Below are 20,225 nucleotides of genomic sequence, written 5' to 3' on the forward strand. Positions count from 1 at the left end.
ATTTTAGACATAAAAAAATCCTTCTCTATATTTACAGAGAAGGATTTTTTTATGTTGCGTTGCGCTTATATTTCGCGATTGATATCCCAATTTTCTAAATAGTCGGCGACCCTTTTTAAGAATGTACCACCTAAAGCACCATCAATGACCCTATGATCATACGATAGGGACAGGTACATCATTTGTCTGATACCAATGAGGTCACCATGTTCAGTTTCGATAACTGCAGGTTTCTTTTTAATCGTCCCTACAGCTAAGATCGCTGCTTGAGGTTGATTGATGATAGGAGTACCCATAATATTGCCAAAAGCACCGATATTAGTAAAGGTAAACGTACCTCCTTGCGTATCATCTGGTTTTAATTTATTAGCGCGTGAACGATTAGCCAGATCATTGACCGATTTGCTAAGTCCTACTAAACTTAATTGATCGGCATTTTTAATCACAGGAACGATTAAATTTCCATTAGGCAGCGCTGCTGCCATTCCGATATTGATATTTTTCTTTTTGATGATGTGATTACCATCAACAGAAACATTGACCATTGGGAAATCCTTTAATGCTTTAGCAATGGCTTCAATAAAAATGGGAGTGAAGGTAATATTTTCACCATCTCTCTTTTTATAGATTTCCTTTGCCTTATTGCGCCAGTTAACCAAATTGGTTACATCAGCTTCAACAAATGAGCATACATGTGGCGAAGTCTGTACACTTTTAACCATATGATCTGCAATCAACTTACGCATACGGTCCATCTCGATGATTTCATCTCCGCCGGAATTGATTGTATGTGCTGTCTCAACTGGTGCAGCAGCATATTCCTCTTTTTTCTCTACACGAGCAGTGGTTGTTGTTGGACTAGTATTGGTTTGAGCAGAAGCAGTTTGTTGTTTTTTGCTTGCTACATACTTTAAAATATCTTCTTTTGTAACACGACCATCCGATCCACTACCTGCCACTTGATCTAACTCCTGCTGGCTTAAGCCTTCGTGGGATGCTATATTTTTGACCAATGGGGAATAAAATCTAATTCCACTATGAATGCTAGATTGATGATTTTCTAGCGTAGGTTGAATTTGATTTAAACCAGGTATTTCAATCTTTTTATCCTCGATCTGTATGGTTGTTGGCGTAACCTCGATCTGGTTAACGATGGTTTCTGAAGTTTGTTCCGCATTTGATGGGATAGTCTCTTCCACACTATGTTCACCCTCGATCTCAATAATAGCGATTATATCACCCACCTGTGCAACTTGATCGATTGAAAAAAGTTGTTCTTTTAATATTCCTTTTACTGGAGAAGGCACATCGGAGTCTACTTTGTCGGTTGCGATTTCTAACACTGCTTCATCTTCGCTAATGGTATCACCTGGTTGTTTTAACCATTTTGTTACAGTAGCTTCAGATACACTTTCCCCCATTTTAGGAAGTAATAATTTATATAATGCCATAATAATTCAACTGCAATCCTTTTAAATACTAAGTTAGTTATTTTAAGGTTTATATTTTACAAAGTAAAATATAATTTTTGATAAATCAACTTTTGCGGAATAATATTTTACAAACTAATGCCTATCTGATGCTCTTTGACTAGAAGTTGCCAAAGCATGAAAAGAGCCAATTGTCTTGTTCGTTCTATATTAATTGTTCTGTCATTTTGAAATTGAAACTTCTGAGTTATGGTTTCCCTTTCACCTGCCACAGCGACCCATACTGTACCTACAGGTTTGTCTATGGTACCACCACCCGGGCCAGCAATACCACTTGTAGAGATGGCATAATTTGTATCAAATTTCTTTTTGGCACCTTCCGCCATTTCTATTACCGTCTGTTCACTCACAGCACCGTATTGAAGTAGCGTTTCTTCCCTGACACCTAAAAGCTGTTGTTTTAATTTGTTTGAATAAGGTATAGTACCACCCACATACATCGCGCTACAACCAGCAATAGCGGTGATCATAGCCGCCAAGCTACCTCCAGTACAACTTTCTGCGGTGGTCAATGTTAAGTTGAGACCAATGAATTTTTGGATTAAAAATTCTTCTATAGTCGTGTCGTAGTTTGCAATAACATGATCTGCAAGTCTATGGATGATCTGTTCAGCATAATATTTGGTGCTGGCTGTTATTGCTTCTTGATCCGATCCTTTGCCCGAAAGACGAAGTCTCACAAATGTCAATGTTGGCAAGTAAGCCAATTTTATAGATGCGGGCAATTCAGATTCTATATCAGCAATTTTTTCAGCCAGGTATGATTCTCCGATCCCACCAACAATAATGTTTTCCTGTGAAAGAAAGATTGTATGATCTTGTTGTGTAAGTCGTGGTAATATTTGGGTATTCATTAAATGCTTCATTTCAAAAGGAACACCTGGCATAAAGATATAGGTGGTGCTTTCCTTTTTCATGAGCATTCCGGGTGCTGTACCATATTGATTAAATAAGACTGTACAGCCTTCCAAAACATCTGCCTGTTGTCTGTTTATTTCCAACATCGTTCTCCCTCGTGATTCGAAAAATTGAGTTACATGCTGTAATACCGCTTGATCACGTCGCAAATGTGTGTCAAAATATTTTGCTGCAGTCTGCTTGGTTATATCGTCTTTAGTCGGTCCTAATCCTCCTGTGATGAGCACGAGGTCTACTTGATTTTGACTATCGGATAACGCATTTAAGATGGCATCATCTTGATCCGATATCGAACGAATTTGTGAGACGGCAATGTTATGGATATGGAGCTGAGTTGCGATCCACGCTGAATTGGTATCTACAATTTGACCAATTAAAATTTCATCCCCTATAGTTATGATATGTGCTTTCATGGATATCTAATAAATCCGTATATAAGTTAAATCGCAAAAGCTACGAAATTTTGTTGAACCTTGGTGCTTTACAATAAAAAAAGCAGTTATTAATAATAACTGCCTCCTGAACTATTTCTTTTCGAAAGTTTCAAATCTTGTAGGATGGAAGATTTGGCCCTGATCGTAAAATTGTAACTTTGATATCTTCCAAATGGTGTCCATCCAATCGCGATATCCCAACAGTGAAGATCCCTATAAATATTGAACTGTGTCAATGTGATTTCCTTTGCTTTTAAATCAAAACCTGAATTAAAGGTAACCTTCCACTTGGGAGTTAGGCTGACATCACCATGTATATTGACTGTACTTGTAATGGTAGAAACTTGACCAGGTTTAGAATATTGGAAGCTAAATGATCCTGCTAAATTCCAAGGAATACTGAAATTGACAAATGCATTTGGATCAGCACTGATGCGCGATAAAGCTTGTGCCTGCTCTGGTGTCATGTTACTACCAATCTGACTACGCAAAGAATCAATATTATTATTTCTATTTTTGGCAGCTTTAGGGTTGAGACTATAATCAAAGGATAATCCGAAGTTAGTTAAACGAGCAAGTTTACCCTCATTAATGACATATTTATTATAGCGTTGGCCAGCTTGATCGATGGCATATGGATCTAATGTACCATTGAAATTGACATTTATCTTTTCGCCGAATAATGCTGTTCTACCAGAAAAGTTAAGCGGTGATAATTTCATGGAATCAGCCACAAAATTATAATTTCCACTTATAGATAAGCCTTGAAGTAAAGGAACTTTTTTAAACCCACCATCCGTTGTATCAGACTTGCTTTTTATTTTTGCTTCGATATTATTATCTACGGAAAAACCAATTCCCATGGATTTCCCAGCAGATGGAGAACCATAGACGTTATCCTGAAAAATAGAATAATTGTTGATCATTCCATATTGATCGACATAATTTTTGTAAAATCCATACATCGCGTCTGAGAAGTCTGGTCTATAGTTAATATTGACCGACGGCGTGATGACATGTCTTATGGCTTGAATTTTACCGATTTTCGGATACATACCATAAATTTTGGTGGATAATCCTGTTGATACAGAGTAATCGTATGCTCTTCTAAATCCTTGTACAGTATCCTTCACAGCAACATAGCCTTCTTTCGTATTTTCCATACGTTGACGTGTACTTTGTAAATACCATCTTTCGGTATAATTCACGCTTGTATTAAACTGAAAATACTTGAATGCATTTAAAGATAGACTGATCGGAATATTATGTTGAAAACCGTTTGTAAATTGTTTTAAAGTTTGTTTTGTAAATAAGGTTGAATCACCTGTATTTAACGTGTTTGTTCCTTGCAAGCTGTAACCGACATTGATGCGCTGATACCATTTTTGTTCATCTACACGGTCTTTTGAATCAAAAGGATTGAAAGAAGAAACGTTTAAACTAAAATTAGGCAATTGCAAGTAAACATTCCCTGTACTCATATCCTGACGGTGACTCAGACTGGAAGTAAAATTTACTTTTCCATCGGCAAATACTTTACCATAACTGATGGAAGAAGACATATTGTTTTTAGTGATATCATTATAGGTATTGGTACCGTTTGCACCCGTATTTCTAAAATAAGATCCTGTTCCAAAATTGACATTAGCAGAGAAAGATGTCCCTGGATTTGCTTCTTGACGTTGTGTATGGTTCCATGTGACATTAAAATCTTTATTCGTACCATAGTTATCGGTTCCTTCCACACCGGCTTTTGTGGAAGCATAGCGGATATTGAATCCACCATTATATTTATAATTTACAGTATATCGGGTATTGATGGAAGCTTCCCAAGATCCCTTAGAATATAAACTTCCTCGTACTTCACTATCCCAATAATCATTGAATGCTAAGTACCAACCGATATCACGCATCGCAAAACCACGGGTATAGTCTTCTCCAAAAGATGGGAATAAGAATCCCGAAGATCTTTTGTCCGGTTTAGGGAAAAAAGCAAATGGGAAACCAATAAACTTGAGCGGTATATTTTGCAATACGAGGTAAGAAGGTCCTGCGATGATCTGATTCTTGGTCACGATCCCTTTGCTGAGGAAAATTCCAAAATGTGTATGGGGCTCAGGAAGATTACAAGTACTGTATAGACCATGGTACAAAGACATTTCATCGTATAAGTTTTTACGTACTACCTTTGCTTGGATGAATCCTCCTTCTACATCGGTCATGATTCCATAGGTATTACCCTCTTGTTTCTCATAATCGTATAACAGAGAGTCTACTGTCTTAGGACTTTCAGCACCCGTCATCACAATAGGACGGCCGACATATTTGCCATTATGGTCGATCACACCTGAAGCAAATATTTGCTTTTTATTTCGATCTAATCGAATATAATCTGCAGATAGTTCAAAATCTTGGTATTTAACCTTAGCCCCTTTGTACAAGTGACTTATGTTTTTATCGACTTCAGTACGCTGTGAATCACGAGCGATAATACTAACTTCCGCCTGTAATCCGCCTTTATTTTTGGTACTGTCTTTGTTTATTAGGGTGGAGTCTCGTTTCACACGAATGGAGTCAGGAGTTCCTATGACCGAAACAGAATCTTTTAGATTCTTTGACGTTGTCTTTACGGGAGTTTTATCTTGCGAAAATGCTGAAAAAACACTTAGCGAAAGAATAAGAAATATGGTTAAAATGTGTGTTAACGACTTCAAAATTAAAGACAAATGTTATTTTTGTAAAAAAATTAAACTAAGCTTGACAAAATTAGTCAAAAACAAATAGAAATTGACGTTTTTTAACGAGATTAACATTTTCTATTTTTGTAGCACAATATTACTCATTACATTTTGTTATTAAATTACAGAAATTAAAAAAATATACATGAAATCAGATTTGAATATTAGAAAGCGGAAATTTATATTTTTTTTAGCCCCGGCGATTTTATTATTTATGGTTTTGACCAGTGCTACGCCTCCACAAACAAACGCTACCCCACCACCACAAGCTTATCAAATTAGAACAATTGTTATTGATGCAGGTCATGGAGGGCGAGATTCGGGAGCAAAGGGTTCACGTTCTTTAGAAAAAAACATTGCTTTGGACGTAGCATTGAAATTGGGAAAGGAACTTGAGCGACAGTTACCAGGTGTGCGTGTCATGTTTACTAGACGAACAGATGAGTTTATTGATTTATATAAGCGTATTCGTATGGCTAATGCCGCAAAAGCGGATATATTTATTTCTATCCACTGCAACTCGGCTCCAGGAGGCTCTTCTAGAGGAACAGAGACGATCGTATCTGGATCACACCGCTTAGGTGAGCAGACTGCCGCAATTCGTGAGAATGCCTCGCTACTATTAGAGGAAAATTATAAAGAAAATTATCAAGGATTTGACCCCAAAGATCCTGAAAGTTATATCATCTTCTCTTTGATGAAAAATCAATATCGTGAGAAGAGTATCAAGTTGGCCAATCTGATGCAACAGGAATACGTAAAATCGGGTCGTGTAAGCCGGGGGATTTTAGAACAAGGACTAGCCGTCTTAGCAGAGGCCGGTATGCCTGCGGTTTTGACAGAAATAGGTTTTATGAATAATCGTACTGAAGAAGCTTTTATGTTATCGGACGAAGGACAAGAACAGATCGTACAAAACTTAGTTGCAGCCATTAGTGCATTCAAAAAAAGTGTCGAACGATAAACTTATTTGCATTTGTCTTGTTTAAATGATAAATTGAATTCATATAAAACTTAAGAAAATATTATTTTGAAAATATCAAACGAGACCAAAGTCGGAATTTTAACTGTAGTTGCAGTTGCATTATTGTTTATTGGGTATAGCTTTTTAAAGGGTAATGATGTATTTAGCAGTGACAATACATATTATACATCTTATCAATCTGTGGATGGTCTGACTGCCTCTAAACCCGTGTTGGTAAATGGATATCAAATTGGACGTGTGTCTAAAATGACCTTGCAGCCTGATGGTAGTATTTTGACACAATTTAAAATCAGTTCTGAATATAAGGTGCCCAAAAATACAATAGCACGAATAGCCAGTACGGATTTACTTGGTGGAAAAGCGATTGTATTTGATATGGGTAATAGTACAGAGTTGGCCAAGGATGGTGATATGTTAGCTTCAGGTATTCAGGCTAATATCATGGATAAAGTCGAACCCATACAGAAAAGGGTTGAAACCATCACCATAAAATTAGATTCGGTATTAACAGTTGTCAATTCTGTATTGGACGATCAGTTTCAAGAAGACTTTAAGGAAAGTGTACATAGTATTTCAACATCTTTAAAAAATGTGGAGCTAATCACGAAAGATGTAGAGGGACTTGTGGGTTCGGAACGAAAAAGATTAACTACGATCATCTCTAATTTGGAGGTTATAACCAATACATTTAAAAATAATAGCGGTCAGATCACAGCTATTATGTCCAATTTAAATACGGTAACAGATAAAGCTGCTAAGCTTGATTTCCAACAAACTATGGATAAAGCTAATACGGCTATGAGCGATTTTCAAACGATCGTAGATAAGATCAATAAGGGACAAGGCTCAATAGGCCTATTGATCAATGACGAGAAGCTGTATGATAATTTAAATAATGCATCGCAAAGTTTAGATCATCTGATGAAAGATATTAAAGAAAAACCTGGGAAATATATTAAACTTTCCATCTTTGGAAAGAAGGGTGAGGAATAAAACAAACGGGCTCGAAATTATATCGAGCCCGTTTGTTATTTATAATGTTTCCTTTAACCAACCGAAAAATTCTCTTTGCCATACTTGAGCATTATGTCCCGATAGCACCCAGTGATTTTCATCGGGTAAATAAACCAATCTACTTTTAATTTTCTTTAACTGCGCAGCTTGGAAAGCTCCAAGTCCTTGTCCTATCGGCACGCGATAATCATGACCACCTTGAAAGATCAAAATAGGCGTATTCCATTTCTCGATATATTCGGATGGATCGAATGTTGTGTATGATTTTTCATTTGCTTTGTCCCAGTATGGGCCGCCCAGCTCATGGTTAGCAAAAAACATTTCCTCTGTCGTACCGTACCAGCTTCTCATGTCAAACAAGCCGTTATGAGCGATTAGTGTTTTAAATCTATTTTCATGTACACCAGCGAGCATATATACCGAATAACCGCCATAGCTAGCGCCAATAGCGGCGCGGCGTGTAGTATCTACGTATTTTTCTTTCGAAATATCATCAATGGCAGATAAGTAATCACGAATAGGCTGTCCACCCCAGTCTTTGGAGATTGCTTCATTCCATTTTACTCCCCATCCGGGCATGCCGCGACGATTGGGGGCGATGACAATATATCCTTGAGATGCGATAAGCTGTAAATTCCAACGGAATGAATAAAATTGTGTTAAAGCAGATTGTGGTCCGCCCTCACAGTACAAGATCGTTGGATATTTTTTTGTGGGGTCAAAATCAGGAGGGTAAATGACCCACGAAAAAAGGTCTTGACCATCAGAGGCTTTTGTAATTCTGGATTCAATCTTATTATCGCTGATCTGTGCATACATATTATCATTGACAGTGGTCAATGGAGTTAACTTTTTACTCTTTAAGTCATAGCGGTACACCTCTGTAGCTCTTGTAAATTTTGTTGAAGTTACAATTAACTGATTATCGACCTGTCCAATAATTCCTGTAATATCAAAATTTCCTTCAGAAATCTGTTTGATGGAAGCTAAGGATTTGTTTTTAAAGTTAGTAGGAACAACTAATTCGAAAAGTTGTACCGTTCCTTTAGAAGGTGCAACAAAATAAATTTTGCGATTGTCCTTACTCCAGGTAAAAGAGTTTACCGTACCATCCCAATGCGCGGTTAGATTTAGTCGTTGAGAAGATGCTTTGTCAAAGACAATGATATCATTTTTATCCGCTTCGTAACCATCCGTTTTCATGCTCAACCAAGTCAACTTGGTTCCATCCGGACTGTAAGTTGGATTGGTGTCGTAGCCAAGCATTCCTTCAGTTAGATTGGTTGTTTGCTTGGTGGCAAGATCATAACGATAGATATCCGTATTGGTACTTACGGCATAGTCCGTACCAAATTTTTTCTTGCTTACATATAACACCGCTTTACTATCGGGGGTCCATTCATAATCTTCCGATCCGCCAAACGGCATTTGAGGACTGTAAAATGGCTCGTCTTGTAACAGATCAATTGCTTCACCAATTTTTCCATTATTATAGGAAGCAACGAATGGATGGTTAAATTTTCCATTATTAAAAGTATCCCAATGGCGGTAGTCCAGATTGTCGAATACATAGGCATCGGACTTAGGTAAATCCTGATATTTATCTGTACTGTGATACTTTTTGATTAAAACAGCTTTGCTGAATAATATGTATTGACCATTTGGAGATAGCTTTACATTTTCTAATTCAGTATCGCTATTTGTCAATTGTACAGCTTCACCCTTATATCTGTTCTTTTTCCAAAGCTGTCCTTTGAACAAATAAATGATATCACCATTTTCTGTTATCTGCACCACAGACTCACCGCCCTTTTCACTAGTTAGGGGAGTAGAGTTGCCTGTTTCCAATGATAAGGTGTATAAGTTTTTCTCTGAGCTGTTGGTCTCCACAGCATAATTTGAGACACCATATACCAGTGTTTTTCCATCAGGTGAAATTCCTTCGGCAGAAACACGTCCTAACTTCCATAATGTTTGCGGGTCTAATGGAGTTTTTGTTGGTGTTTCCATATTTACAGTCAGTTTGGTTTCTTTCTTTTCTTGTGCTATAGTTGCCGAAGCACATAGTAATACAGAAAGCGTTATTAAAGATTTTTTTTTCATCAAAATAATTTATTTTAATAAGGAGTGTGATCATGGATTGAGTTCTTTTCACTCGATTCATAAAAAATACAATTATGAGCATGCAAGATACAAAATCTACTTTATGTTATGTAATTCCTATTTTCTATTCAGGAACGATTTTGATGAAGTCATGATGTAAATCTTTTGAAAATTTATTCACTTGTACAATGTTGGGATTTGCTGCTGTATCATATGCTTGCCATAAGTCTGGGCAATAGTTTTTCGCTTGGACGGGTATTTCTTTTTATTTAAATGATTTTTTTTGTTAATATTGATGTTAAACCACTAACTCCCAATTTGATGTTTCCCAAGGTATTACTTTTAGCTTGTACACTTATTTTTTCATGGATTACTAGTTTTTGTTTCAGTCAAAATCAAGGAATAGGATATGCATTCAAAAATATGACGTCAGATCAAGGTCTAGTACATAATCATATCAATTGCACCTTGAGGGATCAATATAATTATATGTGGTTTGGTACAGAATCTGGACTTAGCAGATTTGATGGGCATCAATTTACAAATTTCCGTTATTCATCTAACAAAGGGATTGGTTTGAGCAGTAATCCTATATCGGCATTATTTGAAGGACCAGAGGGGCAAGTTTGGATTCGCACCTCTTCAAAAATGAATGTTTACGATCAAAAAAAAGGAGTTATTATTCAAAATATAGACTCCATTCTTCATGTTCTGAATCTCCCTATTGGAGATCCCGAGATGATTCGTGATTTCGGGGATCATGAATATGCAATTTTATATAGAGATAGCTCGCTTGTCTTATTTGATTCTATATCAAAAAAAAACAAGCGTTTTGTATCCATAAAAAATCAAAAAATAGTTGATGTATTACCTTATGCTAAAGAATCTTTTTGGATTATATATGAGAGTGGCTTGACGCAATTAATTCATAAAAAATCATATCAACCAATAAAGCAATTTTCATTACCAGTTCATCTACAGCGTGTCAATTATCGTCTTTTTATAGATCGAGAAGGAGATCTGTGGGTATATTCAAAAGATGTTCCAATAGGTACATTTTGGATCAAGGAAGGCTCGGATAAAATGATCCACATCAAAGAAAGACTTTCCAATTTTTTTGTTGGAAATATTATTCAAGATGAAGATGGTTTGATTTGGCTGGCTACAGATCATGGCGGCATCAATGTATTTAATAAGAGAACTGCATCTATACATATTATAAATCATGAGGAGTATAATTTAAGAAGTTTGCCCTACAACAGCATTACTTCTCTTTATAAAGATCCAAAAGGAATCATATGGGTGGGAACATATAAGGGCGGAATTAGTTACTATCATCCCAATTTATTGCTGTTTCCTGTTTACCAAAATTATCCAGGTTATGCTAAAACATTACCATTCGATGATGTGAATCGATTTATTCAAGATCAGCATAATAACTTATGGATTGGAACAAATGGGGGAGGTTTATTACATTATGATTTTCATGAGAAAGTATACAAGCAGTATATACACCATCCGAAAGAGGAGAACTCTTTACCCAGCAATGTGGTTGTAAGCCTGTATTTAGATCAAAAAAATATACTTTGGATTGGTACCTATCATGGAGGGTTGAGCCGATTTGATGGTCAATCCTTTAAAACATATAACAAAGGACCTGACCGCTTAACAGATGATAGTGTCTGGGAAATTTTTGAAGATTCAAGAGGACGTTTTTGGATTGGGACCTTATCTGCTGGCTTATATTTGTTTGATAAGGAAAGTGAAAAATTCTCCATTTTCCGTTCACGTGATGGAAAACCGATTTCCAGTACATATGTGTCCGTTTTATTTGAAGATTCAAAACAAAATATCTGGGTGGGTACTGCGACGGGTATTGAATTGATCAAGCCAAACGGAGAAATTCATCTTTTTAGTGAAAAGCAAGGTAAGTTGCGGCTTTCCAACGATCTCATCTACGACATTAAAGAAGACGATTTGGGACGTATATGGGTAGCCACCCAAGAAGGAATAAATATAATTCAACAGGATACCATACACTATCTCAATACCAAAGATGGGCTGATAGAAAATGCGACACTGGCCTTGATTCGAGATGATAAGAATAATATGTGGGCATCCACTGCTAAGGGACTATCTGAGATCGTTCCGATTAAAAATTCTAATCAATTTGTTATACGTAATTTCAATAAAGAGCAGGGACTTCAAAGTAATGTCTTTAATGAAAATTCGGCTTTGAAGATGCACAATGGACAGCTCATATTTGGTGGGCCTAAGGGTTATAATATCATTGATCCCAATATGATTTTGGGACCAAAAGAAAATATAAATCCTGTTTTATCCAATATCTATCTTTTTAATCGCAAAATTGCAGTAGGCGAACGTGTTGATGGTAGGATTATTTTTAATGAAGCATTGACTGCTGTGAAGAAATTAAAATTGCCATTTAATCAAAATGCCATTTCATTAGAATTATCATCCTTTAATTATTTGCAACAAGATAATCGCATTTATCAATATCAACTCGATGGGTTAAGTGACGAGTGGTTTGATTTTGAAACAGGGACGATGAAAGCCAATTTTACCAATCTTGATTCAAAAACTTATCATTTTTATATACGTCATTCGGTGGATAATGAAAGCTGGTCTGAACAATCATTACTATTGACTTTGGTTATAGATCCTCCTTTTTGGAGATCCAATTGGGCAATATTGATTTATATCATCATTTCCATCTCGTGTATCTATTTGTGGCAGGCTTGGCTGAAGCTGCGCAGAAAAACAAGAAACCAATTGATTTTGGTCAATGAGCAGGCTATACAAGCAAAAGAGCTCGATGAGTTGAAAACACGTTTTTTTACCAACGTAAGTCACGAGTTTAGAACACCTATAAGTTTGATCTTGACACCTTCTGAACAGCTTTTACAAAAAGAAACAGATCCGAATAAGAAAGAAAATTTGAGGTTGATCAATAAGAATGCCTCTCGTTTGTTGATCTTGGTCAATCAATTGTTGGATTTTCGAAAACTAGAAAAAAATCAGATTACTCGTATCGACGAATATGGAGATTTGATACTGTTCATGAAAGAGCAAATAGAACCATTTTATCAATTGGCTGAAGTAAATGCTCTTCATATCGAAACAAATTATGATCGAGATCATTATCTGGGGAATTTTGACAAAGGAAAATTTGAAAGTATCATCTTCAATTTATTGTCAAATGCAATTAAATTCAGCAGATCCGGAGGTCAGATAACCATTAATGTTACCATTGATGAAAAACGAGATGCTTTAGATATTTGGCGATTAGAGATTAAGGATGAAAGCTTAGGGATACCTATAGAATATCAAACTCGGATATTTGATCGTTATTTTCAATATGATGTCAATAATGGTCGCTTAAATCAGGGAACTGGTATTGGACTATCTATCGTCAAAGATTATGTTGACTTTCTGAACGGACAGATCTCAATTCAAAGTAAAGAGGGCGAAGGATCTATTTTTAAAGTTGAAATACCGATAGAAGCGGTCAAACTGCCTTTAGCAAATCAGGAAAGTCCTGCAAGAAAGAAGAACCAGATTTTGCTCATTGAAGATCATGTGGAGTTTTTGGAATATTTGAAAAGCAATTTAATCGATGATTTTTTTATTGATGGCGTTTGTTCTGTGAAGGAAGCAAAAGACTATTTAACAAAAAAGGAATATGATTTAGTGATCGCTGATATCCAGCTATCAGGTGAAAGTGGTATAGATTTTTGTATTTATTTAAAATCATTAGATCGCTATAGACATATCCCAGTAATTATGGTAACTGCAGTAATGGATCAAAAAATACAACTGGAGGCACTTCGTGCAGGTGCTTCAGATTATGTTTTAAAACCATTTAATTTTGAATTATTGAAATCTAAAATAGCGAGTGTGCTGGATCAAAAATCATCTCTCGTAAAAAAATATCAAAAACAGATTACTATCGCCCTCAGCCAACCACAGGTAGAATCTGCTGATGAAAAATTCATCCGTCAATTCATTTTAGAAGTCGAGCGAGATTTGACAGACTCCACATTATCTGTCGAAATATTAGCTGGAAATATGCATATGACACGGGTTGGTCTTTATAAAAAGATTCTGGCGATTACGGGCTATTCTCCAACGGAATATATCAGACATATCCGTCTGAAACGAGCGATGCACCTGATACAGCATTCAAGCTTATCTATTTCAGAAATTGCTTACGAAGTCGGTTTTGGTAATCCAAAACAATTCACTAAATACTTTAAAGCCACTTTTGATAATTTGCCATCTTATTATCGTAAGAAGCTTTAAGTAAGTTTCTTATGTGTTTGGTCTGAACTTCTTTTTTTAATTGGGTTAACATACCATACCCCAATTGTTAACCAATTATACCCCTCTTGCAGCCCTATACATACTTATATTTGATCCTACCAATTGGTATGATAAAAGGGAAAATCACCAATATAATAAACCAATAAATTATTTTAATATATGCAAAACTTAAAGTTTGCTTTGAGCGGTATTATACTCTTTGCTCTCGTCCATCATGTAAATGCGCAAAGCAATAAATCAAATTTTACTAAAACTCAATCGGGTGTCAAAGTCAGTTTTAAAGGTTCTGAAACTGCCCTAGATCAAGATGTATATCTAGATGTTATTACGGATAAAATTATTCGTGTCACTGCCCTTCCTTATGGTCATCCATTTCCTGCCCAATCAAGTTTAGTCATTGTTGATTCTTTGCATAGACAGCTTAAAAAATTTGAAGTTCAATCGACCGATTCTACGATCAACCTAACAACGGCAGATCTGATTGCAAAAGTATCCCTAGTCAGCGGGAAAGTTGGATTTTTTGATTTATCAGGAAAACGCGTGCTTACAGAATCCAAAAGAAATTCAGATGCATTTATAGCAGATAGTTATGGTGGTGATGCTTTTTATAAGTTGACTCAAGATTTTGTTGTAGACCCAGATGAGGGTATTTATGGATTAGGACAGCACCAAAATGCGATCATGAATTACAATCGTGGTAAACAAGTGACTTTGCTACAATATAATACTGAAATTGGAATCCCCTTCTTGGTTTCGACAAACAATTATGGAATCTTATGGCACAACTACTCGATAACCAAAGCTGGAGATATACGCCCACTACTGCCTCTCAATGCTTTTAAATTAACATCAAAGGAAGGTGAAAAAGGTTGGCTGACAGCTACCTATGTCAATAAACATAAACCCGATGAAGTTTTTATCACACGTCCTGAATCCATCATTGAATATAGCTATTTGACCGATCAGCACAAGTTTCCCAAAGATGTCAAACTAGTCGATAGTAAAGTTATCTATGAAGGCCGTATCTCCTCATCCTACTCCGGAAAGCATGTTCTTCATTTTAAATACTCCGGTTATATGAAAGTTTGGATTGATGGACAATTGGTTGCCGATCGCTGGAGACAGTCGTGGAATGCGGGAACCTTTGAAATTGAACAAGAATTTAATAAAGATGTGGATCACGATATTCGTATGGAGTGGTTGCCAGATGGAGGTGAATCATATTTTACTGTTAACTGGCAGAGTCCTGTCCCAGAAAAACGCAAAAGCATGTTTTCTTTTAATTCTGAAGCAGGTGATGCTATTGATTACTATTTTGTATATGGAAAATCAATGGATGACGTCGTTTCAGGATATCGTCGATTGTCAGGAAAAGCACCGATCATGCCTTTGTGGAGTTTTGGTTTCTGGCAAAGTCGGGAACGCTATAAAACACAAGCTGAAATTGAAAGCGTAGCATCTGAATTCCGCAGAAGAAAAATTCCTATTGATAATATCGTACAAGATTGGTCTTATTGGTCTGAACCCGATTGGGGAAGTCAACAATTTGATCAGACACGTTTCCCTGATCCATCTGGGATGATTAAAAAATTGCATGATCAAAATTATAAATTGATGATTTCAGCATGGCCAAAAATCAATGAAGAGTCCTCTGTATTCAAGTCATTTAGAGATAACAAGTGGATTTATACCAGAAATATATATGACGGGCGAAAAGATTGGATTGGAAAAGGCTATACATCGACTTTTTATGATCCTTTTAATCAAGAAGCACGAGATGCATTTTGGCAATTGCTTGATAAAAATCTGTTTCAAATTGGTGTCGATGCTTGGTGGATGGATGCCAGTGAACCCGATATTCATTCAAACATCGACCTGGAGGAACGGAAGTCCGTATTCCAACCCCTTATAGGATCATCTGTCCGCTACTACAATGCTTTTCCACTCCAAAATGCGAAGGGAATTTATGAGGGACAAAGAGAAACGGATCCTAATAAACGTGTATTTATTTTAACACGTTCTTATTTTGCGGGCCAACAGCGGTATGCTGCCGCGGCGTGGAGTGGTGATATTGCTTCAAGATGGCATGACTTGAAAGACCAGATCTCTGCAGGAATCAATTTTTCAATGTCTGGAACACCCTATTGGACCATGGATGCAGGTGGTTTTTTAGTAGAGAATAGGTTTCATAATCCCAATCCAGCTGATCAGGAGGAATGGCGTGAAATGAATACCAGATGGTATCAATATGGAACATTTTTACCCATATTCCGTGCACACGGTCAATTTCCATATCGCGAACCTTTTAATATTGCTCCAGACACTCATCCTGCTTATAAAAGTATCGTTTATTATATCAATTTGAGATATAAACTGTTGGCATATAATTATAGCATGGCCGCAAAGACATTTTTTGAAGATTATTCGATGATACGCGGGTTGGCGATGGACTTCCCTAAAGATAAAAATGGTCTTAATATTAATGACCAATACTTATGGGGTCCATCTTTATTGGTTAACCCAGTTACAGAAAAAGGGGCCACATCTAGATCAATACACTTACCAGAAGGAGTAGATTGGTATAATTTATATACTGGACAAGTGAATCAAGGAGGTCAAGATATCATCGCTCCAGCTACTTATGAAAGGATTCCTGTATTTGTAAAAGCGGGATCAATTTTACCTATAGGTCCTTCCATTCAATATACGACCGAAAAAAAACAAGACTTGATTGATCTATATGTTTACGATGGCGCTGATGGTCAATTTTCGCTTTATGAGGATGAGGGCATTAATTACAATTATGAAAAAGGAAAATACAGCCATATCGATATCACTTTTGATCACAAAAGCAAAACGTTGTACCTAGCTGACCGTACCGGAGTGTTTGATGGTATGTTGAATGAACGAAAATTCAATGTCATTTTTGTTGATGCTGCCCATAGTACGGGTATCGATATGAAAGCTAAGCGATCCAAAATGATCACTTATTCAGGTAAAGCATTAAAGATCAAATTATAATAATTAAAACCAATTTTAAATTAAATAATATGATAAGTAAGCAATTGTTTAACAAGGGAATTGCCATCGTTTTCATGACGGGCATGACCTCGATTGTTTGTGCACAATCTTTTACGGGATCGGTTGTTTCTGCTGATGCCAACTTACCAATCGGGGGGGCAAGTATAAGGATAAAGAATCAGACGATCTCAACAAGTAGTAATGAAGCTGGTAAATTTTCAATAGCTGCAACCAAGGGGACTATTTTAGTAGTTTCTTATGTTGGATATCAAACTCAGGAGATTCCCGTCACGGGTACAAATACGATCATTCGTTTGGAACCTATGATCTCCGATTTGGATGAGGTAGTAGTGATTGGTTATGGTGTTCAAAAGAAGAGATTAAATACGGGAGCAAATTTGAAAGTAGAAGGGGAAGATTTGCAAAAGCGTAACCAAGTCAATCCGCTACAAGCGCTGCAAGGTCAGGCTCCTGGGGTATCCATAACGTCAACATCAGGGCAGCCAGGTGCAGATATGAAAGTAGTGGTTCGTGGTTTAGGTACAATAGGCAATTCAGGACCTCTGTATGTTATTGATGGAGTGCCAGGTGGCGATATATCGGTGTTGAACGCAGCTGATATTCAATCAATAGATGTGTTAAAAGATGCTGCATCTGCCGCTATTTACGGATCCCAAGCCGCAAATGGAGTCGTTTTGGTAACCACAAAAATGGGTGCAGCTGGTAAAAGTATCCTATCCTTTGATGGATATACAGGTATTCAAAATGTAGCACGAAAGGCAAATTTGCTGAATGCTGATCAGTATAAAGTCATCATGAATGAGCAGTCTCTTAATTCTGGAGCAGGAATTATTGCTTTTGAAGCGATGGATGGCTTGGCTAATACCAATTGGTTGGATTATATGTTTAAAGATAATGCCAAAACAGATAATTATAACATTGGATTGACCGGTGGATCTGAAAAATCAACTTATGCCATGTCATTAAATTATATTGCACAAGAAGGGATCGTCGGTGGTAGAGCTGTTTCGAACTATGAACGATATGGATTTCGTAGTAATTCTGAACATAAATTATTGAATAATTTTGTGAAAATTGGTCAACATCTCAATTTCAATTACATCAAAAACAGAGGTGTGAGCGTCGGTGATCAATATAACAATACCTTGCGAGGATCATTTAGCACCTCGCCATTATCTCCAGTATATTCGGATAATGGATTGTATGGAAGTCCTTATAATGATACTTCCAATTCACCTTGGTACAACGGCGATAGCAATCCATATGGGAGCATGATGACCAATTCCAATAATAGCAATGATGCTCAGAAATTGTTAGCCGATGTTTTTGCTGAAATGGAACCAATCAAAAGTTTGAAACTCCGTTCACTAGTAGGGTTTAATTATTTTGCCTCCGAATATAGAAGCTTTACGCCAATGTATCGCTTTTCAATCTATACCTACAACGAAGATCATACGACTACTTCTCAAAACATGAGCAAAGGGCATACGTTGACATGGACAAATACAGCATCTTATGATTTTGATATCAACACTGACCATAGGTTTTCAGCGATGATAGGTATGGAGTCCCTGCGTTACCAAGGAACTTATCTATCTGCATCCAATTGGAATCTTTTGTCGCAATTTAATGACTTTTCGCATGCTTACTTAGATAATACAACCGGTCAAGCACACCTCGATGAGAAAGGTAATGTCGTAGAGACCCGCACAGTAGCTGGTAAACCTGAGAATATAACCCGCAGGGTATCTTATTTTGGGCGTATGGGTTACAATTATAAAGAGAAGTATCTTTTAAATGCAACATTAAGAGCTGATGCTTCATCAAAATTTTCTAAAGCCAATCGCTGGGGTTATTTTCCTTCGGTATCCGTAGGCTGGGTGGTGTCGGCTGAAGATTTTTTTAAAGAAAATTGGAGTGTGGTCAACTTTTTTAAACTTAGGGCTTCATGGGGGCAGGTCGGTAATCAAGATATTGATGACTTTCAATATGCTGCACCAATAAGTACTTCAACCGGTATTACACCTAACAATCCTGGAGCACACTACGTATTTGGAACAAGTAATACTAATATTGCTGGCGCTTATCCAAGTAGGTTATCTAATCCAAATTTATCTTGGGAAACATCAGAACAAATTAATATTGGTTTCGACGCAAAGTTTGTCAATAATCATTTAGATGTTGTCTCTGACTTTTATGTCAAAACAACAAAAGACTGGTTGGTAACTGCCCCCGTGTTAGCAACGACAGGAACACAGCCTCCTTATATCAATGGTGGGGACGTAAAAAATAGGGGAGTTGAGCTAGCTGTAAATTGGTCTGATGGAATCAATGATCTGAAATATCGATTAGGTATCAATGGTGCCTATAATAAAAATAAAGTGGGCAAAATTCCGACAGAAGATGGCATTATCCATGGACGTACAGGAATGCTATATGACAATTCAGAAGAATTTTATCGTGCTGAAAATGGTCAGCCCATTGGATATTTTTGGGGATATAAGACCGACGGTTTATTTCAAAACCAAGCTGAGATTGATGCCTGGAGAGATGCAGGAAAGGGTATTCTACAAGCTGCTGTAAAACCGGGTGACGTCAAGTACGTGGATCAAAATGGTGATGGTGTGATCAATGCTGCCGATAAAACGAATCTAGGTGTTGGTATGGCCAATTTTACTTATGGCTTTAACCTTGGTTTAGATTACAAAGGATTTGATTTTTCCATCCAAGCATATGGATCCGTTGGAAATAAAATTGTACAATCTTATCGTAATCATGCCAATAAACAAGGAAATTATACGACTCGTATTTTGGACAGATGGACTGGAGAGGGAACTTCTAATACCATTCCACGTGTTACCGAAACAAATGTTAACTGGCAGTTCTCGGATCTTTATTTACAAGATGGAGATTTTCTCCGAATCAGTAACATTACTTTGGGTTACGACTTATCTAAAGTTATCCATTGGAAATATGCCAATCAAATTCGTTTCTACGTTCAGGGGCAAAATCTATTCACTTTTACGAAGTATGACGGTATGGATCCAGAGATTGGTTATGGAACGGATGGTTGGGTTTCAGGTATAGATTTAGGTTATTATCCAAGACCAAAGAGTGTGTTGTTTGGTCTAAATGTTAAATTTTAAATACTAAAATC

General features: G+C 36.8%; 9 protein-coding genes. 5 read left to right on the forward strand and 4 right to left on the reverse strand.

Going from position 1 to position 20,225, the window contains the following annotated elements; translation table 11 throughout:
• Positions 1-65: 65 nt before the first annotated feature.
• The 3 genes from C8N37_RS19920 to C8N37_RS19930 form a co-directional block, all read right to left on the reverse strand.
• Positions 66-1,451, reverse strand: a complete 1,386-nt coding sequence (locus C8N37_RS19920) for a dihydrolipoamide acetyltransferase family protein (RefSeq protein ID WP_108160580.1) — start codon at positions 1,449-1,451, stop codon at positions 66-68.
• A 107-nt stretch (positions 1,452-1,558) separates the two neighbouring features.
• A complete protein-coding gene (locus C8N37_RS19925) occupies positions 1,559-2,821 on the reverse strand; it encodes a competence/damage-inducible protein A (RefSeq protein WP_108160581.1) in 1,263 nt (420 codons plus the stop codon).
• An 89-nt stretch (positions 2,822-2,910) separates the two neighbouring features.
• On the reverse strand, positions 2,911-5,556 hold the full coding sequence (locus C8N37_RS19930; RefSeq protein ID WP_228115781.1) for a putative LPS assembly protein LptD: 2,646 nt from the start codon (positions 5,554-5,556) through the stop codon (positions 2,911-2,913).
• A gap of 169 nt (positions 5,557-5,725) precedes the next feature.
• Between C8N37_RS19930 and C8N37_RS19935 the strand changes: the two genes are divergently transcribed.
• Complete coding sequence (locus tag C8N37_RS19935) at positions 5,726-6,544, forward strand: N-acetylmuramoyl-L-alanine amidase family protein (protein ID WP_307724977.1); 819 nt, start codon at positions 5,726-5,728, stop codon at positions 6,542-6,544.
• 66 nt (positions 6,545-6,610) lie between these two features.
• Positions 6,611-7,558 (forward strand): MlaD family protein, encoded by a 948-nt coding sequence (locus C8N37_RS19940; protein ID WP_108160582.1) that lies wholly within the window; start codon positions 6,611-6,613, stop codon positions 7,556-7,558.
• A 39-nt stretch (positions 7,559-7,597) separates the two neighbouring features.
• Here C8N37_RS19940 and C8N37_RS19945 read toward each other — a convergent pair whose 3' ends face one another.
• Positions 7,598-9,682, reverse strand: coding sequence for a S9 family peptidase (locus C8N37_RS19945; RefSeq protein ID WP_108160583.1), 2,085 nt, complete (start codon positions 9,680-9,682; stop codon positions 7,598-7,600).
• A 423-nt stretch (positions 9,683-10,105) separates the two neighbouring features.
• Here C8N37_RS19945 and C8N37_RS19950 point away from each other — a divergent pair, with 423 nt between their 5' ends.
• From C8N37_RS19950 to C8N37_RS19960, 3 genes are all read left to right on the forward strand, one after another.
• Positions 10,106-14,005: a two-component regulator propeller domain-containing protein gene (locus tag C8N37_RS19950; protein ID WP_170114572.1), complete on the forward strand. Its 3,900-nt coding sequence runs from the start codon at positions 10,106-10,108 to the stop codon at positions 14,003-14,005.
• 180 nt (positions 14,006-14,185) lie between these two features.
• Positions 14,186-17,047, forward strand: a complete 2,862-nt coding sequence (locus tag C8N37_RS19955; protein WP_108160585.1) for a glycoside hydrolase family 31 protein — start codon at positions 14,186-14,188, stop codon at positions 17,045-17,047.
• Between the two features lie 29 nt (positions 17,048-17,076).
• On the forward strand, positions 17,077-20,214 hold the full coding sequence (locus tag C8N37_RS19960) for a SusC/RagA family TonB-linked outer membrane protein (RefSeq protein ID WP_108160586.1): 3,138 nt from the start codon (positions 17,077-17,079) through the stop codon (positions 20,212-20,214).
• Positions 20,215-20,225: the final 11 nt, after the last annotated feature.

Source organism: Sphingobacterium faecium (assembly GCF_003054045.1).
Taxonomy (GTDB): domain Bacteria; phylum Bacteroidota; class Bacteroidia; order Sphingobacteriales; family Sphingobacteriaceae; genus Sphingobacterium; species Sphingobacterium faecium.

Excerpts from the sequence above, each read along its gene's own strand:
- C8N37_RS19950 (WP_170114572.1), top strand. The coding sequence starts at position 10,106 with ATGACGTCAGATCAAGGTCTAGTACATAATCATATCAATTGCACCTTG.
- C8N37_RS19955 (WP_108160585.1), top strand. The coding sequence starts at position 14,186 with ATGCAAAACTTAAAGTTTGCTTTGAGCGGTATTATACTCTTTGCTCTC.
- C8N37_RS19960 (WP_108160586.1), top strand. The coding sequence starts at position 17,077 with ATGATAAGTAAGCAATTGTTTAACAAGGGAATTGCCATCGTTTTCATG.
- C8N37_RS19935 (WP_307724977.1), top strand. The coding sequence starts at position 5,726 with ATGAAATCAGATTTGAATATTAGAAAGCGGAAATTTATATTTTTTTTA.
- C8N37_RS19945 (WP_108160583.1), bottom strand. The coding sequence starts at position 9,682 with ATGAAAAAAAAATCTTTAATAACGCTTTCTGTATTACTATGTGCTTCG.
- C8N37_RS19925 (WP_108160581.1), bottom strand. The coding sequence starts at position 2,821 with ATGAAAGCACATATCATAACTATAGGGGATGAAATTTTAATTGGTCAA.
- C8N37_RS19920 (WP_108160580.1), bottom strand. The coding sequence starts at position 1,451 with ATGGCATTATATAAATTATTACTTCCTAAAATGGGGGAAAGTGTATCT.